This window comes from Nocardiopsis sp. FR4, assembly GCF_009830945.1.
In the GTDB taxonomy this organism is placed as follows: domain Bacteria; phylum Actinomycetota; class Actinomycetes; order Streptosporangiales; family Streptosporangiaceae; genus Nocardiopsis.
The window spans coordinates 162,493-185,751 of record NZ_VWVV01000011.1; the positions used below are offsets into that span (position 1 = coordinate 162,493).

The following is a 23,259-nucleotide window of genomic DNA, read 5'->3' on the forward strand; positions in this document are numbered from 1 at the left end:
GGAGGCGCGGCGGGCTCCCTCAGGCCAGCGCGTCCTCCCCGGTCAGCTCGGCGGAGAAGGCCCACAGGCGCTCGGCCTGGGCGGGGTCGGCCGCGTGCTCGCTCACCCCCGCCCGGTCGGGGTCGGCACCGGCGGGAACGGCGATGTCGCAGTCCTCGCAGTACACCCCGCCCATGCGCTCCAGCCGCGGCGAGGTGGCCGCCCACACCTGGGTGGCCGCGCCCTGCTCGGGCGTCTTGAACCCCGGGTCGGCCAGGTTGCCGTCCTCGTCCACCCAGCCCCGGTCGACCATCTCCGCGCGGGTCATGTGCCGCTGCAGCGGGGTCAGGATCGCCCCCGGGTGCAGGGAGAACGCCCGCACGCCGAAGGGCGCGCCGAGCCGGTCCAGGTGCACGGCCATCAGCGCGTTGGCGGTCTTGGACTGCCCGTAGGCCAGCCAGCGGTCGTAGCCCCGCTCGAACCAGGGGTCGTCCCACCGGATGGGCGAGGCCCGGTGCCCGGAGGAGGACACCGACACCACCCGGGCCCCGCCGTCGGCCAGGGCGGGCCAGAGCCGGTTGACCAGGGTGAAGTGCCCCAGGTGGTTGGTGGCGAACTGGTACTCCCAGCCGGGGCCGGCCGTGGCGTGCGGACAGCCCATCACCCCGGCGTTGTTGATGAGGAGGTCGATCGCGCGCCCCGTCCTCAGGAAGCGGGCGGCGAAGGCGCGCACGTCCTCCTGGTCGGACAGTTCCAGGGCCTCGACCTCCACCCCGCCGATCCCCTCCAGGGCCGAGGCGGCGGCCTCCGGGCGCCGTGCGGGGACCACCACCCGTGCGCCCGCTTCGGCCAGGGCGCGGGTGGTCTCCAGGCCGATCCCCGAGTAGCCGCCGGTGACGACCGCCAGGCGGCCGGTCAGGTCGATGCCCGTCAGGACCTCGCGCGCGGTGGAGCGCGCGCCGAAGCCCGATCCGATGCTCTGCTGCGGTGTGCTCATGCGTCGAACCCTAGGCACTGGAGCGCGCTCCACCTCAAGGGCCTTTCCGACTCCCGTCACCCGGGGCGGAACCGCGTTCCGAACGGCGCTCGGATAACGTGTCCCGCACCGCGGACGAAACCGAGGAGTGAGCACGCCATGGACGTGGAACACAGGGACGTCGAGGTCAACGGAGTCCGGCTGCACATCGCCGAACAGGGAAGCGGGCCGCTCGTGCTGCTTCTGCACGGCTTCCCCGAGAGCTGGTACTCCTGGCGGCACCAGTTCGGGCCCCTGGCCGAGGCAGGGTACCGGGTGGTCGCCCCCGACCAGCGCGGATACGGGCGCAGCGACCAACCCGAGGAGGTGGAGGCCTACACCCTGCCGCACCTGGTCGGCGACGTGGTCGCCCTCATCGGCGCGTTGGGGGAGCGCGGCGCGGTCGTGGTCGGGCACGACTGGGGCGCGCCCGTGGCCTGGAGCACCGCCCTGATGCGCCCGGACCTGGTCCGCGGCGTGGCGGGGCTGAGCGTCCCGCCGTTCCCGCCCGCCATGATGCCCCCGCCCTCGGTCAGCCGCCACCTCTACGGCGAGGGCTACTACCAGGTCTACTTCCAGCGGCCCGGGGTGGCCGACTCCGAGATGGCCGCCGACCCGGCCGAGTTCCTGCGCCGCGTCCTGGTCGGCTTCTCGGGGGACAACCCGCACGTGGACGAGCCGCGGCCGTGGAACGTCCCCGAGGGCCGCACGCTGATGGAGAGCCTGCCGGGCCCGGAGGAGCTGCCCGCCTGGCTGACCGAGGAGGACGTGGCGCTCTTCGCACGCGAGCACGCCCTGCACGGCGAGCGGGCCTACACCGGACCGCTCAACTGGTACCGCAACATGGAGCGCAACCAGGGGCTCATGTCGCCCTTCCAGGGCCGGGGAATCGAGGTGCCCGCGCTCTACGTCTCCGGGGACCGGGACATGGTCCGCGCCATGCGCGGGGTGCCCGAGCTCATAGAGGCGCTGCCCCTGATCGCGCCGAAGATGCACGCCAGCCTCACCCTGCCCGGCTGCGGCCACTGGACCCAGCAGGAGCGGCCCGAGGAGGTCAACGCCGCGCTGCTGGACTTCCTGGACCACGTCGGGGCCCCGTGACGAACGGCCGGGGACCGGGCCCCCGGACCACCGGGGGCCGGGCCCCCGCCGAGGGGTGGTGGTAGCAGCCCACGACGCCGTGGCCGCGGCCCGCCGCCGTGCGCATCCGCCCCGGAACGGCGCGCACGGGGTCTGGTCCACCCCGCCCGACCACCAGTAACGGACCGGGCGGAACGGACCGTAACCCATGGTCGGCGACCTGCGGGTCCCCTGCGACAGCGCGGCCCAGCCGGGGTCAACCGGCGGCGTAGGCCGCGGCCAGGGCGGTCAGCACCGGGGAGCAGCCCCCGTGGACGGTGAGCGCGGCCACCTCGTCCGCCCGGGTGCTCCCCCGGTTGAGGACCACCACGGGCTTGCCCTGCTCCACGGCGCGCTTGACGTAGCGCCGCCCGGAGAAGACGGTCAGCGAGGACCCCGCCACGAGCAGGGCCGAGGCTCCGTCCACCAGGGCGTAGCCCTCCAGCACCCGCGGCTTGGGCACGTTCTCGCCGAAGTAGACGATGTCGGGCTTGAGCATGCCGCCGCACGCGGCGCAGTCGGCCACCCGGAACCCCTCGGTGGAGGCCAGCACCGCGTCGGCGTCCGGGGCGACCTCCACGTCCGGGACGGTGTCGGCGAAGCCGGGGTTGAGCGCGTCCAGCCGCTCGGCCAGGCTCTGCCGGGAGACCACGGTGGAGCAGGACAGGCAGATGACGCGGTCGTAGCGACCGTGCAGGTCGATCACCCGCCTGCTGCCCGCCGCGTGGTGCAGGGTGTCCACGTTCTGGGTGATGACCCCGGCCAGGGCGCCGCCCGCCTCCAGGGCGGCCAGCGCCCGGTGGCCGTCGTTGGGCCGGGTGCGGTGCACGTGGCGCCAGCCCACGTGGTTGCGCGCCCAGTAGTGGCGGCGGAAGGCGGCGTCACCGACGAACTGCTGGTAGGTCATCGGTGTGCGCGGCGGCGAGTCGGGGCCGCGGTAGTCGGGGATCCCCGAGTCGGTGGAAAGGCCCGCCCCGGTCAGCGCCACCACCGGCCCCTCTCCGAGGGCCTCGCGCATCCGGGCCGCCAGGGCCGCCGGGTCGTCGGCGTCGAGCGTGTTCCTCACCCTTCCAGGGTATGTGCCGCGCCCGGCCCGCGGACGGCGCCCGCGGGCCGGGCGGGGGCCTCAGCCGAGGCAGAGGATCAGGTCTCCGCCCTCCACCTTCTGCACCCGGTCCACGGCCACCCGGGTGACCCGCCCGGCCACGGGGGCGGTGATCGAGGCCTCCATCTTCATCGCCTCGATGGTGGCCACCGTCGCCCCGGCCTCCACCTCGTCGCCCTCGGCGACGGTCAGCGTGACCGCCCCGGCGAAGGGCGCGGCCACCTGCCCGGGGTCGCTCCGGTCGGCCTTCTCGGCGGCGCGCACGGTGGCGGCCAGCGCGCGGTCGCGGATCTGGAGCGGACGCAGCTGGTTGTTGAGCGTGGCCATCACCGTGCGGATCCCGCGCTCGTCGGCCTCGCCCACCGCCTCCAGCTGGATGAGCAGCCGCACGCCCGGGGACAGGTCCACCGCGTACTCCTCACCCGAGCGCAGGCCGTAGAAGAAGTCGGCGCTGGAGAGCACGCTGGTGTCACCGTAGGCGGCCCGGTGCTCCTCGAACTCGCGGGCCGGGCCGGGGAAGAGCAGCCGGTTCAGGGTGGCCCTGCGGTCCTCGGCCAGCCCGGCGCGGTCCGACTCGCTCAGTTCCTGGACGCCGCGCGCCTCACTCCTGCCCTGGAGGGCCCGGGTCCGGAAGGGCTCGGGCCACCCGCCGGGCGGCACGCCCAGCTCGCCGCGCAGGAAGCCCACCACCGAGTCGGGGACGTCGAAGCGCCCGGGGTCGGCCTCGAAGTCGGCCGGGGACACCCCCGCGCCGACCAGGTGCAGGGCCAGGTCGCCGACCACCTTGGAGGAGGGGGTGACCTTCACCAGGCGGCCGAGCATGCGGTCGGCGGCGGCGTACATCGCCTCCACCTCCTCGAAGTGCTCGCCCAGGCCCAGCGCGACCGCCTGTGTGCGCAGGTTGGACAGCTGCCCGCCGGGGATCTCGTGGTGGTACACCCGGCCGGTGGGGGAGGACAGCCCCGCCTCGAAGGGGGCGTAGACCCGGCGCACCGCCTCCCAGTACGGCTCCAGCGCGTTGACCGCGTCCAGGTCCAGCCCGGTGGGCCGGTCGGAGTGGTCGAAGGCGGCCACGATCGCCGACAGCGAGGGCTGGGAGGTGGTTCCGGCCATCGAGGCCACCGCGCCGTCCACCGCGTCCGCCCCGGCGTTGGCGGCGGCCAGGTAGGTGGCCAGCTGGCCGCCCGGGGTGTCGTGGGTGTGCACGTGCACCGGCAGGTCGAACTCGCGGCGCAGCGCCGAGACCAGGCGCGCCGCGGCCGGGGCGCGCAGCAGCCCGGCCATGTCCTTGACGGCGAGCACGTGCGCCCCCGCCGCCACGATCCTCTCCGCCAGCACCAGGTAGTAGTCGAGGGTGTACAGCTTCTCGCCCGGGTCGGACAGGTCGCCGGTGTAGCACAGCGCCACCTCGGCCACCGAGGTCCCGGTGGCGCGGACGGCCTCGATCGCCGGGCGCATCTGCTCCACGTCGTTGAGCGCGTCGAAGATCCGGAAGATGTCCACCCCCGTGGCCGCGGCCTCCGCCACGAACGCGTCGGTGACCTCGGTGGGGTAGGGGGTGTAGCCCACGGTGTTGCGTCCGCGCAGCAGCATCTGGAGGCAGATGTTGGGCGCGGCCTCCCGCAGGGCGGCCAGGCGCTCCCAGGGGTCCTCGGCCAGGAAGCGCAGCGCCACGTCGTAGGTGGCGCCGCCCCAGCACTCCAGGGACAGCAGCTGGGGCAGGGTGTGCGCCACGGCCGGGGCCGCGGCCACCAGGTCGCGGGTGCGCACCCGGGTGGCCAGCAGCGACTGGTGGGCGTCGCGGAAGGTGGTGTCGGTCACCATGAGCCCGGGCGACTCGCGCAGCCACCGCGCGAACCCCTCCGGGCCCAGCTCGGCCAGGCGCTGGCGCGACCCCGGGGGCGGGGACCCGGCCCCGGGCAGCGGAGGCAGCTTCGTGGCCGGGTCCACCAGCTGGGGGCGCTCCCCGTGCGGCTTGTTCACGGTCACGTCGGCCAGGTAGGTCAGCAGCCGGGTGCCCCGGTCGGCGGAGGGGCGCGCGTTCACCAGGTGGGGGCGCTGCTCGATGAAGGAGGTGGTGACCCGGCCCGCGCGGAAGTCGGGGTCGTCCAGGACCGCCTGGAGGAAGGGGATGTTGGTGGCGATGCTGCGGATGCGGAACTCGGCCACGGCCCGGCGCGCCCGGTTCACCGCCGCCTCCAGGGTGCGGCCGCGGCAGGTGAGCTTGACCAGCAGCGAGTCGAAGTGCGGGCTGATCTCGGTGCCCGCCGCCGACGTGCCGCCGTCCAGGCGGATGCCCGAGCCGCCGGGGGAGCGGTAGGCGCTGATGATCCCGGTGTCGGGGCGGAAGCCGTTGGCGGGGTCCTCGGTGGTGATGCGGCACTGCAGCGCGGCGCCGCGCACGTACACGCCCTCCTGGGAGATGCCGAGGTCCTCCAGGGTCTCGCCGGAGGCGATGCGCATCTGCGACTGCACCAGGTCCACGTCGGTGACCTCCTCGGTCACCGTGTGCTCGACCTGGATGCGCGGGTTCATCTCGATGAACACGTGGCCGCCGTCGGCCCCGACGAGGAACTCCACCGTGCCCGCGTTGCGGTAGCCGATCCGGCGGGCGAAGCGCACCGCGTCCTGGCAGATGCGCTCGCGCAGGTCCGGGTCCAGGTTGGGGGCGGGGGCCAGCTCGATGACCTTCTGGTGGCGCCGCTGCACCGAGCAGTCGCGCTCGTAGAGGTGGACGACGCCGCCCTCGCCGTCGGCGAGGATCTGCACCTCGATGTGGCGGGGGTCGACCACGGCCCGCTCCAGGAACACGGTGGCGTCGCCGAAGGCGGAGGCGGCCTCGCGCATGGCGGCCTCGACCGACTCGCGCAGCTGCTCCGGGCCCGCGACGCGGCGCATGCCCCGGCCGCCGCCGCCCGCGACCGCCTTGACGAAGAGGGGGAAGCCGATCCGCTCGGCGTCGGCCAGCAGGGCCGTCACGTCGTCGGAGGGCTCGCTGGACTCCAGGACCGGTACGCCCGCCTCGCGGGCGGCGGCCACGGCGCTGGCCTTGTTGCCGGTCAGCTCCAGCACCTCGGCGGGCGGCCCGACGAAGGTGATCCCGGCGCGGTCGCACGCGCGGGCCAGCTCGGGGTTCTCCGACAGGAAGCCGTAGCCGGGGTAGACGGCGTCGGCGCCGGACTCGCGGGCGGCGCGGACGATCTCGTCCACCGACAGGTAGGCGCGCACCGGGTGGCCGGGCTCGCCGATCTGGTAGGCCTCGTCGGCCTTGAGGCGGTGCAGCGAGTTGCGGTCCTCGTACGGGAAGACGGCGACCGTGCGGGCGCCCAGTTCGTACCCGGCGCGCATAGCGCGGATGGCGATCTCGCCCCGGTTGGCCACGAGCACTTTGCGGAACATGGCGGTGCCTCCTGGTCGGATGTCGTGCCGGGGCCGGCGCCGTCGCCGTGGCCCGGGGGAACACCGGCACGATAACCGCGGGGCCGTGCGGCCGCACCATCCGGGGTCGCCTCCGCCGTCGCGCGTCCGCTCCGACCCGGCTCCGGTGCGGTCGGCCGTCAGCGCCGGACGGCGTTCCCGAGCGTGTCCGGTGACAGGGTGACCGCGCCGGGCAGGGCGTCGAAGGCCCGACCGACCTCGGTGGCGAGCGCCTCGGCGCCTCCGGCGCGGCCCGGGTCGGTGCGCAGCCAGTTCTTGGTCCCGTAGCGCACCGAGGCCAGGGCCATCTCCGCGATCAGCCGCAGCCGCACGTCCTCGCGGCTGTCCACGCCGAGCTTCTCCTCCAGGAGTTCGATGATCCGCGTCTGCAGGTCCTGGGTGGTGCCCGCGTGGTACACGTGCAGGGCCGGGGTGCGGGCCGCCAGGTGCCGGGTGGCCAGATAGCGGCCGATCCACTCCCGGGGCAGGCCCCGGACCGCGTCCGTGTAGCAGTCCCGCAGGTGCGGCAGCACGGGCCCGGTGATCCGCAGCCGGGTGACCTCGTCGGCGTAGGCCTCCCACAGCTCGTTCTCCGCGGCCATGGCCACCTCCTCCTTGGAGGAGTAGTAGCGGAAGAAGGTCCGCACCGAGACCTCGACCGCGTTCACCAGGTCCTCCAGCGTGGTCGCCTCGAACCCGCGCTCCAGGAACATCGCCAGCGCCGTGTCGGCCAGGGTGCGCCGGGTGCGCAGCTTCTTGCGCTCGCGCAGGGGAAGGGCGGACTCCTCCGGGGATGCGGCGGTCATCGGACCAGCATAACGGCGCCTCCGCCGGGCGGGAAAAACCGTTGCCCTCCTATGCCAGTGGTGGCATAGTGCCGATGAAAGTATTTTGCCAGTAACTGGCGTTTTTCCTCCCCGAGAGCGAGCCCATGAACGACGACACCACCGCCCCCGCTCCCCAGGGCCAGCGCATCGAGGCGCTGGGAGACCAGCTCGTCAAGATCCACGACATGCTCCGCGGCGAGCTGGCCGCGCTGCGCGGCGACCTCGCCGCCGCCGGGGACAGTCCCTCCGGCACCGCGCCGACCCTGGAGCAGCAGCTGCGCAAGAAGTGCCTGTCCTTCTGCGAGTTCCTGCACGGCCACCACACCGCCGAGGACGGGCGTCTGCTGCCCGGCCTGGCACGGAGCCATCCGGACCTCGCGCCGGTCCTGGAGCGCCTGACCCGGGAGCACTCGGTGATCAGCCGGGCGCTGGACCGTATCCAGGAACTCGTGGAGGGCGGCGACCCCGTCCTCGTCCGCGACGAGGTCGAGCGCCTGGCCGGAGAGGTCGAAGCCCACCTGGACTACGAGGAGCGCCAGATCGTCGACGCCCTCAACTCCTACGGCCCCGTCACCCTCTAGTCCTCGCCGCGGAACCGCGCCCCGTGCCGCATCAAGGGCGCGGCACCGTAGTCTGTGCCCCTGGTATGTGCACGGATCGGGCTTTTCGGATGCTCGTGCTTCGGAGGGTCCGGAACACGGCGAGGGGGCGGGTGCGGTGACCACCGGGAGGGACGCGCGACTGCGCGCGCTGGAGGAGCATGTCCGGGAGTTCTGGAGCGGGCACCCCGTGGAGGCCCTTGACGGGGAGTACGGACCCGTCCGCGACAGGCTCCCCGGCTTCACCGTCCACCGGGTGGCGCCCAGGGGCACCGACCCCGCCTGGGTGTACGTGACGGCGGGCGCGTCCCTGCCGGAGGAGGCGGGCGGCGCCGAGTTCCTCCTCATGTCGCCCGTGGCGGAGGAGGGACACGCCGAGACCCTGGCGACGGTGAGCCGCCTGCACTCCTTCGAGGAGCACCGGCTCGACGTGGGGTCCCTGCTCGACCTGGGCCGTCCCTGGATGCCCGGCTCGCCGATGGACCACCTGCTGGTGTGCCCGCCCCACCCGTACGGGCCCGGGCTGGAGTGGGCTCCGGCCGGGGCCGGCCGGGCGCGGTTCCTGTGGCTGCTGCCGCTGCACCGCGGCGAGGCCGACTTCCTCGCGGCCGAGTCGCTCGACGCCTTCGAGGAGATCCTGGAGGCCGAGGGGATCGACGTCCTGGACCTGGGCCGCGCCCCCCTGGTGTGAGGCGCGGCCCCGGAACGCCGGGGCCCGCCATCCCTCGCGGGCGGCGGGCCCCGGCGTTCCGTCGGCGGACCGCTCAGCTCCTGGTGTCGGCGATCTCGTCGGCCGGGCCCTCCACGCGGTAGTCGTCCAGCGCGGTGACCACGTAGGCGCTGTCCTCGTCCGCGCCGTCCTCCACCGAGGTCTGCCCGGTCACGGCCACGAGGTTGTCCGCGGACAGCACGTCGCAGTACCGCTCCGGATCGCCCGTGCCCACCAGCGCGGCCTCCTCGGCGTCGAGCTGGTAGACCGCGTAGGAGCTCGCCCCCTCGGCGGCCTTCCACTCCAGCCGGGTGCGGTCGTCCTCGACCGTGGCGGTCAGCCCCTCCACGGCCCCCACCAGCGGCTCGCCGTCACGGGAGTCGTCGGCCAGCGGTGGCAGCGCGGGGTCGTCGTAGTGGTCCTCGACCACGTTCTCGTAGGCCTTCTTCCCCACGTTGGTCAGGGACTTGAAGGAGAAGTAGACGTCGCCCCCGACCTCGGGGTAGTCGGCCGAGTAGTCCAGCTGCTTGCTGAGGGTGTCGTCGCTCCAGCCCTTGTCCTCGGCCCGGTAGGCGGCCTGGCCGATGTACAGGTCCACGCCGGTGCCCTCCACCAGGTCGGACCACCAGGGCACCAGCTCCTCGTAGTCGGCGGTGTCGAAGCCGCGCTCCCAGTACAGCTGCGGCACGACGTAGTCGACCGTCCCCTCCCGGATCCAGGCGCGGGTGTCGGCGTGCTGGGCCGAGTAGGACTCCAGGCCCGAGGTGGCCGAACCGGTGGGGTCGCTGGTGTCGTTGCGCCAGATGCCGAACGGGGAGATGCCGAAGCGCACCCAGGGCTTGGTCTCCTGGATCCGCTCGTGCACGCCCGCGACGAACTCGTTGACGTTGTCGCGGCGCCAGTCGTCGCGGTCGTCGAAGCCGTCGCCGTACCTCTCCCACGACTCGTCGTCGTCGAAGACGGCGTCCTCGGCGGGGTAGGGGTAGAAGAAGTCGTCGAAGTGCACGCCGTCGATGTCGTAGCGCTCGACCACGTCCATGATGACGCCGGTGACCCACTTCTGGACCTCGGGGTTGCCCGGGTCGAGGTAGCCCTCGCGCCCGTGCGTGACCAGCCACTCCGGGTTCTTCCTGACCGGGTGGTCGTCGGCCAGCTCCTCGATGTCGGAGTTCATGCCGACCCGGTAGGGGTTGAACCAGGCGTGCAGCTCCAGGCCGCGCTCGTGCGCCTCGGCCACGGCGTACTCCAGCGGGTCGTAGCCCGGGTCGCCGCCCTGCTCGCCCGTGAGGTACTTCGACCACGGCTCCAGGTCCGACTCGTAGACCGCGTCGGCGGTGGGGCGCACGTGCAGGAACACGGTGTTCAGGCCCAGGTCGACCGCCTCGTCCAGGCGCTGGTCCATCTCCTTCTTCTGCTCGTCCGCGCTCAGCCCGGGCTCGGACGGCCAGTCGATGTTGCCGACCGTCGTCAGCCAGGCGCCGCGCAGCTCACGCTTGTCCCGGGTGTCCGCGCATCCGGCGACGGACCCGCGGGCGGGCTGGGACGCCGCGGGGGAGCCGGAGTCGGAGTCGGCGGCGCCGACGAGTGCGTATCCGGACAGCATGAGCCCCGAGGCCGCGGCCACCGCGAGCCACCGGGAGCGTCGGCGCGGGACCAGCCCGATGCGTCGTCCAGGGGTGGGTCCAGGGGTCAAGGAAACTCCTCTGAGCTGCGTTGACGTCCGGTTGACGTCACATTGGGCCTCAGAGTAGGCGAAGAAGTAACGTTTTGGACAAAGTATGGCGAATTGGTGGTTTGAATCTCATCGCGTCGGGCAAAGCAACCCCTGAGCTGTGTCCGCGAACCCCCGGGCCGGACCCCGTACCGGTTCCCCGCTCAGGCCGGGACCAGCGCGCCCGCCACCAGCAGCACGCACACGAGCGCGGCCACCACGCCCGCGGCCACCAGGTAGGGCCGCGCACCCGAGGAACCGGGCATCCACGCGATCACCGCGGTCACCGCGGCCAGGGCCGTGCCCCCGATCGGCAGCAGCACCCGCCAGGCGCGGTCGAAGGAGTCCAGCGGCAGGTATTCGTTGGCGCCGTACAGAGCCAGCACCAGCGCCGGGAGCCCGATCACGGCCGCCGCGGCGCCGACGGCCAGCGTGAAGCGCTCCTGCGCCTCGGCGCCCTGCGCCACAGCGAAGGTCGACATGCTGCCCAGCAGGGACTGCAGGCGGTCCGCCTCCTGGGCCAGCTCGGCCTCCATGGCCTCGCAGTGCCGGACCCCCGCGCGCAGCGGCTCCGCCCACGAGGGCTCCGCTTCGGAGCCGGAGCCCGCCCCCTCCCGCAGCCGCCGGTAGGCCGCGCCGTCCCACAACCAGACCCACAGCCCCTGCCGGGCCGCCTGCCCGGCCTGGTCGCGGGCCCGGCCGACGGCGGTGGACAGCTCCACGGCAGCGGCCAGCAGGGGGCGCAGCGGCTGCTCCGCGCGCCCGGCCAGGTGGTCGGCCATCCGGCTCTCCAGTTCGTAGCGCAGCTCCCGCAACCGCAGCACCTCGTCCCGCGAGGACTCGGCGAAGGCCTTGGCCATGGTCGCGGCGGTGGAGTGTTCGTCCCCGGCGACCGCGTGCGCCGGGTGCGCCAGCGCCGCGGTGAGCTCCCCGTCGGCCTCCGGCGGGACGGCCGCCCCCTGGTGCCAGCCGCTGTCCTCCGACCACGCCGCCCGCACGGCCAGGGTGACCCGCGGAGGGGAGTCCCCGGCGGTGCGCAGCCGGATCTGGCCCACGACGACCCGCCGCGACCCCCGGGAGCCCACCACCCTGAGCAGCGGCGCGGCCAGGCGCACCGGCTTCCTGTCGGGTCTGTCCCCCCACGGGTTGACCGCCTCGGTCGAGGACATGGCGGTCACCTCCACCTCCGCCCGCAGGCCGTGCCCCTCCTGGCGGGGCTCGCCCGCGAGGACCTCGTGTAGCTCTCTCCCGGTCTCCACGGGGAACGACCCTAGGAGTGCGGACCCGGGCGCTCGCGGGCGGCCCCGGGAAAGGAACCCTCCGCGCAGGTCGGCGGCCTCCGGGCGGGTCAGGCGGTGAAGGCGGGCAGGCCCCGGGCGGCGACGGCCAGGGCCGCGCGGATGTGCGCGCCGGTCGCCTTCCGGTCGGCCCCGGCTCCCCGGCGCACCTGCTCCTCGGCGGCCAGGCGCAGCGCCACGTTGAACGTGGCGGCCTGGACCCGGATCTCCAGGTCCTCGGGGGAGGCGCCGGTGCGCTCGGCGAGGATCCGGGCGAAGACCGCCTCGGCCGCGTGGTGCACCTCCAGCCAGACCGCCATGAGCGCGGGCTCGCTCCGGGTCATCCTGATCAGGTCCGCCACCGGGCCGTAGGCGGGCTGTTCCTCCCGGTCGGGGGCGTGCTCCTCCTCCAGGTACTCCAGCAGCGGCACGTCGCGGGGGCAGCGGCGCATCAGGTCGGCCGTCGCGTGCAGGCCCGAGGTCAGCAGCGGCCGCACACAGCTCTCCTTGGTGGGGAAGTAGCGCCACAGGGTCCGGGTGGAGACCCCGACGGCGTGCGCGATGTCTTCGCCGGTGGTGCCCGCGACCCCCTTCCGGGTGAACAGCCGGACTGCGGCCCGCGCGATCTCCAGGCGCACGGCCTGTCTGCGCCGCTCGGTCATCGGCGGACGCCCCCGGCGGGCGTCGGCCTTGGCGGGCTCCACCACAGTCATCCTTCCGAGCGTCCGGCCAGCGGGCCAACTCTACTGGTCGGCGCCGACACGGCCCCCCGGCCGGATTATTTGTCACTCAGTGTCAATTAGTCCTAGAGTGACACGGGACGTGGCAGTGTGCCACCCCGGGCGACGCCGCGCAGGCAGCCCCGAACAGCACCGGAGGGAAGCGCCGTGATCGAGTCAGGGCTCGCTGGCAGGAACGTCATCGTCACCGGGGGCGGCTCCGGCATCGGCCGGGCGAGCGCACTGCGCTTCGCCGCGGAGGGCGCCCGCGTCCTGGTCGCCGACATCAACGGCGACAACGCCGGGAGCGCTGTCCAGGAGATCCGCGCGGGCGGCGGCACGGCCGAGGCCGTCGTGGGCGACCTCAGCGACCCGGAGGTGGTGGACCGGGTCGTGTCCACCGCCCTGGAGGCCCTGGGCGGCATCGACGTCCTGGTCAACAACGCCGGGATCATGGACGACATGTCCGCGACCGCCGACGTCACCGACGCGGTCTGGGAGCGGCTGATCCGGATCAACCTGACCGCGCCCTTCCTGCTCACCCGCGCCGCCCTGCCGCACATGACCGGGCGGGGCCGGGGCTCGATCGTCTTCACCGCCTCGGAGGCCTCCCTGCGCGGCAGCGCCGCCGGAGCCGCCTACACCGCCTCCAAGCACGGCGTGGTCGGCCTGGTCAAGTCCACCGCGGTCATGTACCGCGACCAGGGCATACGGGTCAACGCGGTCGCCCCCGGCGGCACCGCCACCGGCATCACCGTCGAGGTCTCCACCGCCGCGGGCCCGGCCGTGCTGGGCAACTACGCGGGCAACGTCGGCCGGGTCGCCCGGGCCGAGGAGCTCGCCGCCGCCATCGTGTTCCTGGCCTCGGACGCCGCCAGCAACATCAGCGGCGCCGTCCTGCCGGTGGACAACGGCTGGTCCGCGGTCTGAGACCGCCCCCGCCGGGCCCGCGCGGAGCGCGGGCCCGGCGGGGGTCAGCCCCGTTCCAGCAGCTCGCGGAAGTGCGCGAGCATCCGCCCGGAGTCGGGCTCCAGGCCGGTGAAAAGCCGGAAGGCATGGCTGGCCTGGAACACCGCCATCTCACCGCCCGCCAGCGTCGGGCAGCCCCGTGCCCGGGCCAGACCCAGGAGCTCGGTGTCCAGGGGGCGGTAGACGACGTCGGCCACCCACATCGCGGGACGCAGCAGGTCCGCTGGCACGGGGGTGCCCGGGTGGTGCGCCATCCCGATCGGCGTGGCGTTGACCATGCCGTCCGCCTCGGCCAGCAGGTCCTCCAGCGCGGAGGGCTCCTCCGCCAGGCAGAGCGCCCCGGGGAAGAGCTCCCCGAGCCGCCCGGCCAGGTCCCGGGCCCGCCCGCGCTCGGTGTCGACCACGGCCACCTCCCGCGCCCCCCGGGTGAGCAGGGCGTGGACCACGGCCGCGCCCGCGCCCCCGGCGCCCAGCACCACGACCCGCTCCAGGGACGCGTCGGGCAGCCCCCGCTCCAGGCAGCGGGCGAACCCCGACCAGTCGGTGTTGTGCCCCACGGCCCGGCCCCCGCGGAACACCACCGTGTTCACCGCACCCAGGGTGGCCGCCTCGGGGGTGAGCTCGTCCAGGTGCGGCAGCACCAGCTGCTTGCACGGATGGGTGATGTTGAGCCCGTTGAAGCCCAGGTGGCGGGCGGACTCCACCAGCTCCCCGACCGTCTCCGGAGCCAGGTGCAGCTCCGCCAGGTCGATGGTCCGGTAGATGAGCCGGTGACCGAGCTCGGCGGCCTCGCGCTCGTGCATCGGCGGGGTCAGGGAGGGGCCGATGCCCGTCCCGATCAGCCCCACCAGAGAGGAGTCGGTGCTCATCGGCGCGCCTCCGCACGCTGCGCGGCCATGCGGAAGGGGCTGTTGGCCGCGCCGTAGCCGGAGTACCCGCCCCTGCGCTGCACCACCTCCAGGAACAGTCGTCCGTCCAGCATCGGCGTGTAGAAGTGGAGGAACTCGCCCTCCCCCGCCCGGTCGTAGAGGATCCCCGACGCGCGCATGCGTTCGAGGAGCACCGGCTCCAGGTCCGTGCGGCAGGCCAGGTCGGCGTAGTAGTTGTCCGGGATGCGCAGCGGCTCGACCCCCGCGCGCCGCATCGCCTCGGCCGCGGCGAACACGTCCCCGCACCCGAAGGCGATGTGCTGGGGCCCGCCGCGGGCGTCCTCGTGCGGCCCCCGGCCCAGCAGGGAGGCGTTCAGGGCGATGCGCGGCGCCCGCCCGTTCCGGCTCAGCGCGCGGCTGCGCACCAGGCCGTCCGGGGCGGCCAGCTCCGTGCCGTGCTCGGGCTCCAGGCCCAGCACGGAGCGGTAGAACAGGGACGCCTCGTCGAAGTGGTCGAAGGGCTGGAACAGCCCCACGTGGTCGATGCCGCTCAGGGCCACCTCCTCCGCGGGCCCCGCCCCGGCGGTCCCGGCCTCCGCGGCCGGGGCGGAGAAGTCCGACAGCCAGTCCTCGCCCTCGGCGGGCTCCCGCGGGCAGAAGAAGACCGAGGTGCCGTCGGGGGCGGCCACCGCGTGCAGCGCCGACTCGGCCGGGTCGCGCCGCCGGGGCAGGCGCGGGGCGAGCAGGCGCTCGGCCCGCCGCATCGCCTCGGCGGCGTCGGCCACCCCGACGCCCAGGGCGGTCACCGCCGCCTCGTCGCTCCAGGTGTGCCCGAGCTGCGGGTCGGTGGCGTTGAGCAGGATCCGCGCGTCGCCGTTGGTCCACAGCTGCACCGGCTTGGACCGGTGGTCGCCGGTGTGCGCGAAGCCCAGCGCGCCCAGGGCGCCGCGCACCCGTTCCGCGGAGTGCTCGGGTGCCGCGACCTCGACGAACGCGTATTCCTGCGCCCGCGTGGGCGCGGGCAGCCGGGTCAGCTCGGCGGGGCCGGCCAGGGCCGGCTCGTCCTCCATGGCCCGGCCCACCTCGTCCTCCAGCACCGCCAGGGAACGGAGGGCGTCGGCGGCCGTGCGCTCGGGGTCGGAGGCCCGGAACACGTCGTTGAACACCTCCAGCGACAGCGGTCCCCGGTACCCGGCCGAGAGCACGTGGCCGGTGAACCCCGTCAGGTCGAAGGCGCCCTGCCCGGGGAAGCAGCGGTGGTGGCGGCTCCAGTGCAGGACGTCCATCGGTATGAGCGGGGCGTCCGCCAGCTGGAGGAAGAGGATCCGGTCCCCGGGGATGTCCCGGATCGCGGACGGGTCGTGGCCCCGGGACAGGATGTGGAAGCTGTCCAGGCACACCCCGAGGCCGGGGTGGTCGGCCTGCTCGACGATCCGCCAGGCGTGCCGGTAGTCGTTGACCCGCCTCCCCCAGGCCAGGGCCTCGTAGGCCACGCGGACCCCGAAGGGGGCCGCCGCCTCGGCCAGGCGGCGCAGCTGCGCCGCCGACCGGGCGTCGTCGTCCACCGTGTCCGGGGCCACGCTGGAGCACACCAGGATGACGTCCGCGCCCAGTTCCACCATGAGGGCGAACTTGGCCTCGGCCCGTCGCAGGTTGCGCTCCAACTGCGCCTCGTCCACCCCCTCGAAGTCGCGGAAGGGCTGGTAGAGGTCGATGGTCAGGCCCAGCGACTCGGCCAGGGCCCGGACCTCGCGGGGCGGCATCGCCGACCCGATGAGGTCGTTTTCGAAGATCTCCACACCGTCGAACCCCGCCCGGGCCGCGGCCCCGAGCTTCTCCTCCAGGGTTCCGCTGAGTGAGACGGTGGCTATGGAACGCCGCATGCGTCGTGCTCTTCCTTCTGTGTGCTCGGTCACGCGGGGTGCTACTCGGTCTCCTGGAAGGACTGGTAGAGCTCCAGCTGCTCACCCTCCAGGTTCTCGGCGAAGTAGTCCTGGACCCTGGTGCGGAAGGCCTCGACGTCGACGTCGTCGACGATCTCGATGGTTCCCTCGGCGCGCCACTCCTCCAGGATCTGCTCCTCGGCCTCCTCGATGCAGGCGCGGTTGTCCTCGCGGACCGAGCTGACGGCCTCCTGCAGCACCTCCTGCTGCTCGGCCGACAGCGAGTCCCAGGTCTGGCCGGAGACCACGATCATCTGGGAGCCGACCTGGTGGCCGGTGAGGCTGATGTGCGTCTGGACCTCGGCGAAGTTGTCCCCCGCGATGGTCGGGATGGGGTTCTCCTGGCCGTCGGCGGTGCCCTGCTGCAGGGCCAGGTAGACCTCCTCGAAGGCGACCGTGGTCGGCTCCGCGCCCATCGCCGCGGCGTTGGCCAGGTAGATGGGCGAGTCCGGGAAGCGCATGCGCAGGCCCTGGAGGTCCTCGGGCTCCCGGATGGGCTTGTTGGCCGTGAAGTGGCGGTCGCCGAAGTACCAGGCGTCCAGGATCTTCGCGCCGGTGGCCTCCTCGAAGCCCTCCTTCAGGGCCTGGGAGTCCTCGGAGTCGAAGTACCCGAAGAGGTGGTCGGCGTCCCGGAAGGCGTAGGCGGCGTCCAGCACCCCGATCGGCTCATAGGAGGAGCCCAGGGCCGCCGAGCCCTGCACGTCCATGTCGATGTCGCCCGACATCACGGAGGCGAAGGTCTCGGTGTTGCTGCCGAGCTGGCTGTTGGGGAAGGTGTCGACGGAGAACCCGGCGTCGGCGTCGGCCACGCGCTCGGCGACCAGGTCGATGCCGCACCGGGTGTGCGGGTGGTCCTCGGGGTAGCTGTTGGCGAAGGTCAGGGTCGGCTCGCCGGAGTGGGAGCCGTCGGCACCGCAGGCGGTCAGGGCCAGGGCCGCCACGGGGAACAGGGCGGCCCAGCGGGTCGTGTCGCGCATGGGGGATTCCTCCTTGGGAAGGGTCGGGTCACAGGTCCAGGAGTCCGGGCAGGAACAGGACCAGGTCGGGTGTCAGGATGAGCAGCAGCAGGACCGCCACCAGCGGGACGAGGAACGGCGCGGTGCCCCGGAACACCTCGTGCATGGGGGTGCGCGTCGCCGAACCGAGGACGAACAGCACACCGCCGATCGGGGGCGTGAGCAGGCCGATCATCAGGCAGATGATGGTGACCACGCCGAAGTGGACGGGGTCGATGCCCAGCTGCACGGCGACGGGCAGCAGGACCGGGACGGTGATGACCAGCGCGGCGATGGGCTCCAGCACCGTGCCGATGAGGATCAGCACCGCGCTCACCAGCAGCAGCAGGACGGCCGGATGGTCGGTCAGGCCCAGCAGGAAGGACGCCACCCGCTGGGGCACCTGCTCGCGCGCCAGCACCCAGCCCAGCAGGCCGGAGGCGGCGAGGATGACGGCGATGGACGCTGCCGTGGTGACCGTCTCCACCCCGATCCGCCACAGGGCGCTCGGGGTCAGCCTGCGGTAGCACAGCCCCAGGACCAGGACGTAGGCGACGCCGACCGCCGCGGCCTCGGTGGGGGTGAACAGGCCGCTGAGGATGCCGCCGAGCAGCAGCGCGGGGGCGCCCAGCGGGCCCAGGGCGCGCAGGGCCGCCCCGGCCAGTTCGCCTCGTCCGGCGCGCTCACCGGACAGTTCGGGCTTGTCGCGTGTCCACAGGTACACCGCCAGGGTCAGCCCGCCGGCGACCAGCAGCGCGGGCACGACCGCCGCGGCGAACAGCGCCGCCGTGGAGACCGCGGCCACCGACGCGTACACGATCGCCGGGATGCTGGGCGGCATGATCGGACTGATGAGGCTGGTCGCCGCGGTCAGGCCCAGACTGAACCGCCGCGGGTACCCGGCCTTGGTCATCGCCGGGACGATCATCTTGCCCATGCCCGCCACGTCGGCCAGGGCCGTGCCGCTGATCCAGGAGAAGCCCACGCTCACGCCGATGTTGACGTAGCCCAGGCCGCCGCGCACGCGGCCCAGCAGCAGCCGGGCGAAGGCGAAGAGCCGGTCGGCGATCCCGGTGTGGTTGGCCACCACCCCGAGCAGGATGAACAGCGGGACCGCCAGCAGCGGGAAGCTGTTGACCTCCTGGGCGGCGGTGCGCAGGCTCAGCCCGGTGGACTGGCCTCCGACGGCCATGTAGGCCAGGCAGGGGCCCAGGATCGCGAAGGCGATGGGCACGCGCAGGAGCAGCAGCGCGAGGATGCCGACGATGACCAGGACCGCGCTCATCGGGCGGCCTCCCCGGAGTCGGCGGCGGGGCGGCCCTCGCGCTGGGGCGGTTCGGGCACCAGGACGGCGTTGGCCACGGCGCGCAGCGTCATGAGGACCACGCCGGCCAGCGGGATCGCGTAGGTGAGGGACACGGGGATCCGGAGTGCCGGGGTGGTCTGGGGGGACCCGCCGAAGACCAGCTCGGCGGCCTCCAGGGTGAGCATGACGCCCACCGCCGCGACCACGAGGTTGGCCAGGATCCACACCGCGCGCAGCGCGCGGTCCCCGAGGAGGAAGTCCACCACCTTCAGGGTGATGTGCTCGTCCCGGCCCAGCAGGTAGCCGACCAGGGAGAAGGTGAGCCAGACCAGCCCGAGCCGGGCCAGCTCCCCGGTCCAGACCCAGCCGGCCACCGGCAGGTGCCGCTGCGTGGCCTGCAGGAGCATGAGGACGAGGATCAGCGCGAGCAGCGCGACCCCGGCGACCAGTTCGGCCGTCTCCAGCCACCGGACCGGCGCGGGGCGCGGCGGCGGGGGTCGGTCATCGGGGATCGGGGGTCTGTCTGCCATCCGGACGGGCTCCACTCAACGAACGGGCGGTATCGGCGCAGGTCAAGGCCGCGTGACGCGCCTCACCTGAGGTTGGTGTGAACCCTAGGTTTCGCGTTCGCGCTGTGGCAAGCGATTGCCAAAAGTTGTCACAAGGCGTAGAAGAGCACTATGAACTCCCCGAAACGCACCACCATCTACGACGTGGCCCGGGAGGCCGGTGTGGCCGCCTCCACGGTCTCGCGCGCCCTGCGCAACCCGCGCCGGGTCAACGCCGCCACGCGCGAGCACGTCCTGGGGGTCGCCGAGCGCCTCGGCTACCGGCCCAGCCCGCTGGCCACCGCGTTGCAGTCGGGGCGGACCGCGACCGTGGCGATGCTGGTGCCCGACATCACCAACCCGCACTTCTTCGGCACCATCCGGGGGGCCGAGCGGCGAGCCTCCGCAGCCGGGATCACCTTCATCCTCAGCTACACCGAGGAGTCCGCCGACAACGAGCTCACCCAGATCGAACGCCTGGCCCGCTCGGTGGACGGCTTCCTCCTCGCCTCCAGCCGCATGTCCGACGAGACGATCTGGGAGCTGGCCGAGGAGCACAACCTGGCCCTGGTCAACCGGGAGGTACGCGGTCTGCCCAGCGCCGTGGTCGACAGCCGCGTGGGCAGCCGCCAGATCGTGGAGCACCTGGCCTCACTGGGCCACGAGTCGATGGTCTACCTCTCGGGACCGCACCAGTCCTGGGTGGCGGGGGAGCGCTGGCACGCGCTGCACGACAGCGCCCGCAACCTCGGGATCAGGGCCACTCGCCTGGGCCCCTTCCCGCCCAAGGTGGTGGGCGGCGGCGCCGCGGCCGACGCGGTGCTGGTCACGGGGGCCACGGCCGTGGTGGCGCACAACGACCTGCTGGCGATCGGCGTGCTGCGCCGCCTGGCCGAGCGGGGGGTGGCCGTGCCCGGCCAGGTCAGCGTCGTGGGCTACGACGACATCTTCGGGGCCGACTTCTGCGTGCCCTCCCTGACCACCCTGGCCGGGCCGCAGGACGAGGCGGGCCGCTCGGCGGTCGAGCTCCTGCTGGAGAACCGGTCCCGCTCCACGGCGCGCGCGCCCGACCGGAGGGTGATGCTTCCCTCACACCTGGTCATCCGCGAGTCCACCGGACCGGCCCCCGGGTGAGGGAAGCGGCCGGTGGAACGCGCGGGTCAGCGGCGGCGCCCCCAGCGCCCGCCCCAGCCCGTGCCGTAACCGGCCACGTGCAGGGCCAGGAACAGCAGTCCGGCCAGGGCGAGGGCGCGGGGCGTGACCAGGTCCTGGATACTCTCACCCAGGAGTTCCAGCAGCAGGGCGAGTCCGAACAGGATCGCGGCGATGGTGGCGAACATGCTTGTTCTCCCAGTTCGGGGGGTGGGTACTCTGGCGTCTACCCGCGCACCGAGGCGGTAACCGCCGCCCCGGTCGGGGCCGCGGCGACCGCGCCCCTTCCGACCGACCCGTGAGGCGGAGGAGACATGGAACCTGCCTTCATCGTCGCCGCGTTCGCCGGAGGCCTCGGCGCGCTGGCGCTCCGGCTGCCTCCCCTGGTCGGGTTCCTGGTGGCGGGCTTCGTCCTCAACGCCCTCGGCTACGCGCCCACCCCGGCACTGGAGAGCGCCGCCGATCTCGGCGTCACCCTGCTGCTCTTCACCATCGGGCTGAAACTGGACGTGCGCTCCCTGCTGCGCCGGGAGGTGTGGGGGACCGCCACCGTCCACATGCTCACGTCCACCCTGCTGATCGCGGTCTTCTTCGGGGCGCTGAAGTTCACCGGACTGTCCCTGCTGCAGGGCACCGGGTGGCCCGTCCTGCTCCTGCTGGGCTTCGCGCTGTCCTTCTCCAGCACGGTGTTCGCGGTCAAGGCGCTGGAGGCGCGCAGCGAGTCCGGGTCGCTCTACGGGCGCCTGGCCATCGGCGTGCTCATCACGCAGGACGTGTTCGCGGTCGCCTTCATCTCCTCCTCCGCCGGCGCCTACCCCAGCCCCTGGGCCCTGGCGCTGGTCCTGCTCGTGCCCCTGGCCCCGCTGCTGCGGCTCCTGCTGGACCGGATCGTCCGCGGGGAGATGCGGGCGCTGTTCGGTGTGGTGGCCGCGCTGGCGCTGGGCTACGCCCTGTTCGACGCGGTGGGCGTCAAGGGGGACCTGGGGGCTCTGGTCGTCGGCCTGCTGCTCGCACCCGCCGCCAACGCCGCGAACCTCGCCAAGTCCCTGCTCGCGGTCAAGGACCTGCTGCTCGTCGGCTTCTTCCTCAGCATCGGCCTCACGGCGATGCCCAGCGGCGAGGTCCTGGTCACGGCGCTGCTGCTGCTCCTGCTCCTGCCGGTCAAGAGCGTGCTGTTCACGGCGCTGTTCCTGCGCTTCCGCCTCCGCGGACGCACCTCCCTCCTGGCCGGGCTGACCCTGGGCAACTTCTCCGAGTTCGGGCTCATCGTCGGGGCGCTGGCGGCCTCCCAGGGGTGGCTGACGGACGAGTGGCTGGTGGTCCTGGCGCTGGCGGTGGCGTTCAGCTTCGTCCTCTCGGCGCCGGTCAACGCGGTGGGCGAGTCCCTGTACCGGCTGTGCGCACCACGGCTGTCCGCCCTGGAACGCGACGAGCTCCTGGAGGGCGACCGCCCCATCGACATCGGGGAGGCCCGCGCGGTGGTGCTCGGCATGGGACGGATCGGGCGCGGTGCCTACGACCGGCTGACCGAACTGCGCGGGATCCCGACGGTGGGAGTGGAGCACGACCCCGCCACCGTGGCCCGGCTGCGCAAACAGGGCTACTGGGTGGTGGAGGGGGACGCCACCGACTCCGACTTCTGGGCGCGCCTCAGCCTCGACCCGGACGTGGAGCTGATCGTGCTCGCCATGCCGCACCAGAGGGGCAACCTGGCGGCGCTGGAGCAGTTGCGCGGAGACGACTGCCGGGCCCCGATCGCCGGAGTGGTCACCCGCGACGAGGAGATCGAGGAACTGCGGGAGCGCGGCGCCGGCGCGGTGTTCCACCTGTACGGGGAGGCGGGGCGCGCCCTCGTCGACGACGCCATCAAACGCTCGGGGGGCTGACCGCCGCGCCCCGACCCGGTCAGGCCACCGCGACGTAGACGGTGTTGGCGGCCTCGCCGCCCTGCAACGGGTTGGGGAAGCTGACCACCTCGGCCCGCGCCCGGGCGAACTCCCGCTCCAGGCGGGCGGTGAACCCCGGGTCCGGGCGTTCGTTGGACCACAGGGCGAAGACGCCGCCCGGAACCAGGAGCCGCTCGGACAGGCGCCGCAGCCCCTCGGGCGTGTAGAGGGCGGCGTGGTCGGGGTGCAGCAGGTGGCTCGGCGAGTGGTCGATGTCCACGACCACGGCGTTCCAGCGCCCCTCCTCCGCAAGCGGCGGCTCCTGCGGGCCGCCGCCGACCATCGCGAAGAAGTCCCCGTGCACCAGGCGGCAGCGGGGGTCGGCGACCAGTTCGGCGCCGGAGGGGATCAGCCCCCGCCGGTGCCAGTCGATGACCTCGGCGAGGGTGTCCACCACGACCAGGGAGCCGACGTCGGCGCTCTCCAGCACGGCCCGCGCCGTGTACCCCAGCCCCAGGCCGCCCACGACCACGCGCAGACCGGTGCCGGTCAGCTCGGCCAGGGCCAGCCGGGCCAGCTCCTCCTCGGCCGCGGTGAACACGCTCGACATCAGGAAGTCGTCGTCGAGTTTGATCTCGTAGACCTCCTCGCGAAGCAGGGGGTCGTGCCGACGGCGCAGGCTCAGCTCCCCCATCGGTGTGGCCCGCCAGTCCAGTTCCTGGAAACGCACGCTCGTCCTCGCCCTTCGGTCGGTTCGGCCGCGTGGGCACATGTGACGCGCCACGCCTGGCCCGACCCTAGCGGCCCCGGGCGCCGCGCGACGGCCGCTCCCCGGTACACGCCAGGGGGAACGGGTGGGCGCCGGCCCGTCCGGGACGGTGGTCCCGGCCTCCGCGCCGTGGCGGCGGAAGCGCCCGGAGGCGTGGTCGGGGGCTGCCGCGGCCGAGGAGGCCCGCGCCGGCTCGGGAACGGGGGGGCGGAGGCGGCGCCGGGGACCTCAGGCGGTCGCGTTGTTGCGGGTGCGCTGCTCGCGCAGGCGTCCGGCGAATTCCTCGGCCATCGCCAACTGCTCCTGCAGGGCCTGGCAGCGGGCCACGATCGCGGCCTCGAAGGC

At 73.6% G+C, this 23,259-nt stretch carries 20 protein-coding genes and 1 pseudogene; 6 read left to right on the top strand and 15 right to left on the bottom strand.

Annotated elements, in window-relative coordinates:
• Window positions 1-19: 19 nt before the first annotated feature.
• Entirely contained in the window at window positions 20-976 is a 957-nt protein-coding gene (locus FYW95_RS13080; RefSeq protein WP_159942679.1) for an SDR family NAD(P)-dependent oxidoreductase, read from the bottom strand.
• A gap of 138 nt (window positions 977-1,114) precedes the next feature.
• On the opposite strand from FYW95_RS13080, the gene FYW95_RS13085 reads away from it, so the two are divergent.
• Window positions 1,115-2,095, top strand: coding sequence for an alpha/beta fold hydrolase (locus FYW95_RS13085; protein ID WP_159942678.1), 981 nt, complete (start codon window positions 1,115-1,117; stop codon window positions 2,093-2,095).
• Between the two features lie 235 nt (window positions 2,096-2,330).
• Here FYW95_RS13085 and FYW95_RS13090 read toward each other — a convergent pair whose 3' ends face one another.
• The 3 genes from FYW95_RS13090 to FYW95_RS13100 all read right to left on the bottom strand — a co-directional run bounded on the left by FYW95_RS13090 (window position 2,331) and on the right by FYW95_RS13100 (window position 7,441).
• On the bottom strand, window positions 2,331-3,179 hold the full coding sequence (locus tag FYW95_RS13090; protein ID WP_159942677.1) for an NAD-dependent protein deacetylase: 849 nt from the start codon (window positions 3,177-3,179) through the stop codon (window positions 2,331-2,333).
• Between the two features lie 60 nt (window positions 3,180-3,239).
• Entirely contained in the window at window positions 3,240-6,617 is a 3,378-nt protein-coding gene (locus FYW95_RS13095) for a pyruvate carboxylase (protein ID WP_159942676.1), read from the bottom strand.
• A gap of 158 nt (window positions 6,618-6,775) precedes the next feature.
• The gene (locus FYW95_RS13100; RefSeq protein WP_159942675.1) at window positions 6,776-7,441 is read right to left on the bottom strand and encodes a TetR/AcrR family transcriptional regulator; all 666 of its coding nucleotides are present in this window, start codon (window positions 7,439-7,441) and stop codon (window positions 6,776-6,778) included.
• Window positions 7,442-7,566: 125 nt separating this feature from the next.
• Here FYW95_RS13100 and FYW95_RS13105 point away from each other — a divergent pair, with 125 nt between their 5' ends.
• Together FYW95_RS13105 and FYW95_RS13110 are read left to right on the top strand one after the other, a co-directional pair.
• Window positions 7,567-8,043 carry a hemerythrin domain-containing protein gene (locus tag FYW95_RS13105; protein WP_159942674.1) on the top strand — a complete coding sequence of 159 codons (477 nt, stop codon included), beginning with the start codon at window positions 7,567-7,569 and terminating at the stop codon, window positions 8,041-8,043.
• A 136-nt stretch (window positions 8,044-8,179) separates the two neighbouring features.
• Entirely contained in the window at window positions 8,180-8,752 is a 573-nt protein-coding gene (locus tag FYW95_RS13110; RefSeq protein WP_159942673.1) for a suppressor of fused domain protein, read from the top strand.
• A gap of 73 nt (window positions 8,753-8,825) precedes the next feature.
• Here the strand turns inward: FYW95_RS13110 and FYW95_RS13115 are convergent, their stop codons facing one another.
• From FYW95_RS13115 to FYW95_RS13125, 3 genes are all read right to left on the bottom strand, one after another.
• Entirely contained in the window at window positions 8,826-10,373 is a 1,548-nt protein-coding gene (locus FYW95_RS13115) for a glycoside hydrolase family 10-like protein (RefSeq protein WP_159942804.1), read from the bottom strand.
• Between the two features lie 272 nt (window positions 10,374-10,645).
• Window positions 10,646-11,740: a hypothetical protein gene (locus tag FYW95_RS13120; protein ID WP_159942672.1), complete on the bottom strand. Its 1,095-nt coding sequence runs from the start codon at window positions 11,738-11,740 to the stop codon at window positions 10,646-10,648.
• Window positions 11,741-11,829: 89 nt separating this feature from the next.
• Window positions 11,830-12,420, bottom strand: a complete 591-nt coding sequence (locus FYW95_RS13125) for a TetR/AcrR family transcriptional regulator (protein ID WP_159942803.1) — start codon at window positions 12,418-12,420, stop codon at window positions 11,830-11,832.
• A gap of 225 nt (window positions 12,421-12,645) precedes the next feature.
• On the opposite strand from FYW95_RS13125, the gene FYW95_RS13130 reads away from it, so the two are divergent.
• Window positions 12,646-13,407, top strand: coding sequence for an SDR family NAD(P)-dependent oxidoreductase (locus FYW95_RS13130; protein ID WP_201294839.1), 762 nt, complete (start codon window positions 12,646-12,648; stop codon window positions 13,405-13,407).
• Window positions 13,408-13,451: 44 nt separating this feature from the next.
• Here the strand turns inward: FYW95_RS13130 and FYW95_RS13135 are convergent, their stop codons facing one another.
• Genes FYW95_RS13135 through FYW95_RS13155 form a run of 5 tightly spaced genes read right to left on the bottom strand, consistent with a single transcriptional unit; the run spans window position 13,452 to window position 19,089 of the window.
• Complete coding sequence (locus tag FYW95_RS13135; RefSeq protein WP_159942671.1) at window positions 13,452-14,315, bottom strand: shikimate dehydrogenase; 864 nt, start codon at window positions 14,313-14,315, stop codon at window positions 13,452-13,454.
• Entirely contained in the window at window positions 14,312-16,198 is a 1,887-nt protein-coding gene (locus FYW95_RS13140) for a bifunctional sugar phosphate isomerase/epimerase/4-hydroxyphenylpyruvate dioxygenase family protein (protein ID WP_159942670.1), read from the bottom strand. Before FYW95_RS13140 ends, FYW95_RS13135 begins: the two co-directional genes overlap by 4 nt.
• A gap of 41 nt (window positions 16,199-16,239) precedes the next feature.
• Window positions 16,240-17,235: a DctP family TRAP transporter solute-binding subunit gene (locus FYW95_RS13145; RefSeq protein WP_159942669.1), complete on the bottom strand. Its 996-nt coding sequence runs from the start codon at window positions 17,233-17,235 to the stop codon at window positions 16,240-16,242.
• Window positions 17,236-17,263: 28 nt separating this feature from the next.
• Window positions 17,264-18,538, bottom strand: coding sequence for a TRAP transporter large permease (locus tag FYW95_RS13150; protein WP_159942668.1), 1,275 nt, complete (start codon window positions 18,536-18,538; stop codon window positions 17,264-17,266).
• On the bottom strand, window positions 18,535-19,089 hold the full coding sequence (locus FYW95_RS13155; RefSeq protein WP_159942667.1) for a TRAP transporter small permease: 555 nt from the start codon (window positions 19,087-19,089) through the stop codon (window positions 18,535-18,537). The genes FYW95_RS13150 and FYW95_RS13155 overlap by 4 nt, the downstream gene beginning before the upstream one ends.
• Window positions 19,090-19,239: 150 nt before the next feature.
• Here FYW95_RS13155 and FYW95_RS13160 point away from each other — a divergent pair, with 150 nt between their 5' ends.
• Complete coding sequence (locus FYW95_RS13160) at window positions 19,240-20,241, top strand: LacI family DNA-binding transcriptional regulator (RefSeq protein ID WP_159942666.1); 1,002 nt, start codon at window positions 19,240-19,242, stop codon at window positions 20,239-20,241.
• 26 nt (window positions 20,242-20,267) lie between these two features.
• Here FYW95_RS13160 and FYW95_RS13165 read toward each other — a convergent pair whose 3' ends face one another.
• Window positions 20,268-20,447 (bottom strand): hypothetical protein, encoded by a 180-nt coding sequence (locus FYW95_RS13165; protein ID WP_159942665.1) that lies wholly within the window; start codon window positions 20,445-20,447, stop codon window positions 20,268-20,270.
• Window positions 20,448-20,573: 126 nt separating this feature from the next.
• Here FYW95_RS13165 and FYW95_RS13170 point away from each other — a divergent pair, with 126 nt between their 5' ends.
• Window positions 20,574-22,145 carry a cation:proton antiporter family protein gene (locus FYW95_RS13170; protein ID WP_159942664.1) on the top strand — a complete coding sequence of 524 codons (1,572 nt, stop codon included), beginning with the start codon at window positions 20,574-20,576 and terminating at the stop codon, window positions 22,143-22,145.
• A 19-nt stretch (window positions 22,146-22,164) separates the two neighbouring features.
• Here FYW95_RS13170 and FYW95_RS13175 read toward each other — a convergent pair whose 3' ends face one another.
• Together FYW95_RS13175 and FYW95_RS13180 are read right to left on the bottom strand one after the other, a co-directional pair.
• On the bottom strand, window positions 22,165-22,839 hold the full coding sequence (locus FYW95_RS13175) for a polyamine aminopropyltransferase (RefSeq protein WP_159942801.1): 675 nt from the start codon (window positions 22,837-22,839) through the stop codon (window positions 22,165-22,167).
• Window positions 22,840-23,142: 303 nt separating this feature from the next.
• Window positions 23,143-23,259, bottom strand: a pseudogene (locus FYW95_RS13180) (MerR family transcriptional regulator); the annotation flags it as partial.

Excerpts from the sequence above, each read along its gene's own strand:
- FYW95_RS13150 (WP_159942668.1), bottom strand. The coding sequence starts at position 18,538 with ATGAGCGCGGTCCTGGTCATCGTCGGCATCCTCGCGCTGCTGCTCCTG.
- FYW95_RS13170 (WP_159942664.1), top strand. The coding sequence starts at position 20,574 with ATGGAACCTGCCTTCATCGTCGCCGCGTTCGCCGGAGGCCTCGGCGCG.
- FYW95_RS13175 (WP_159942801.1), bottom strand. The coding sequence starts at position 22,839 with ATGGGGGAGCTGAGCCTGCGCCGTCGGCACGACCCCCTGCTTCGCGAG.
- FYW95_RS13125 (WP_159942803.1), bottom strand. The coding sequence starts at position 12,420 with ATGACCGAGCGGCGCAGACAGGCCGTGCGCCTGGAGATCGCGCGGGCC.
- FYW95_RS13165 (WP_159942665.1), bottom strand. The coding sequence starts at position 20,447 with ATGTTCGCCACCATCGCCGCGATCCTGTTCGGACTCGCCCTGCTGCTG.
- FYW95_RS13100 (WP_159942675.1), bottom strand. The coding sequence starts at position 7,441 with ATGACCGCCGCATCCCCGGAGGAGTCCGCCCTTCCCCTGCGCGAGCGC.
- FYW95_RS13105 (WP_159942674.1), top strand. The coding sequence starts at position 7,567 with ATGAACGACGACACCACCGCCCCCGCTCCCCAGGGCCAGCGCATCGAG.
- FYW95_RS13095 (WP_159942676.1), bottom strand. The coding sequence starts at position 6,617 with ATGTTCCGCAAAGTGCTCGTGGCCAACCGGGGCGAGATCGCCATCCGC.
- FYW95_RS13145 (WP_159942669.1), bottom strand. The coding sequence starts at position 17,235 with ATGCGCGACACGACCCGCTGGGCCGCCCTGTTCCCCGTGGCGGCCCTG.
- FYW95_RS13135 (WP_159942671.1), bottom strand. The coding sequence starts at position 14,315 with ATGAGCACCGACTCCTCTCTGGTGGGGCTGATCGGGACGGGCATCGGC.
- FYW95_RS13140 (WP_159942670.1), bottom strand. The coding sequence starts at position 16,198 with ATGCGGCGTTCCATAGCCACCGTCTCACTCAGCGGAACCCTGGAGGAG.
- FYW95_RS13160 (WP_159942666.1), top strand. The coding sequence starts at position 19,240 with ATGAACTCCCCGAAACGCACCACCATCTACGACGTGGCCCGGGAGGCC.
- FYW95_RS13085 (WP_159942678.1), top strand. The coding sequence starts at position 1,115 with ATGGACGTGGAACACAGGGACGTCGAGGTCAACGGAGTCCGGCTGCAC.
- FYW95_RS13080 (WP_159942679.1), bottom strand. The coding sequence starts at position 976 with ATGAGCACACCGCAGCAGAGCATCGGATCGGGCTTCGGCGCGCGCTCC.
- FYW95_RS13155 (WP_159942667.1), bottom strand. The coding sequence starts at position 19,089 with ATGGCAGACAGACCCCCGATCCCCGATGACCGACCCCCGCCGCCGCGC.
- FYW95_RS13115 (WP_159942804.1), bottom strand. The coding sequence starts at position 10,373 with ATGCTGTCCGGATACGCACTCGTCGGCGCCGCCGACTCCGACTCCGGC.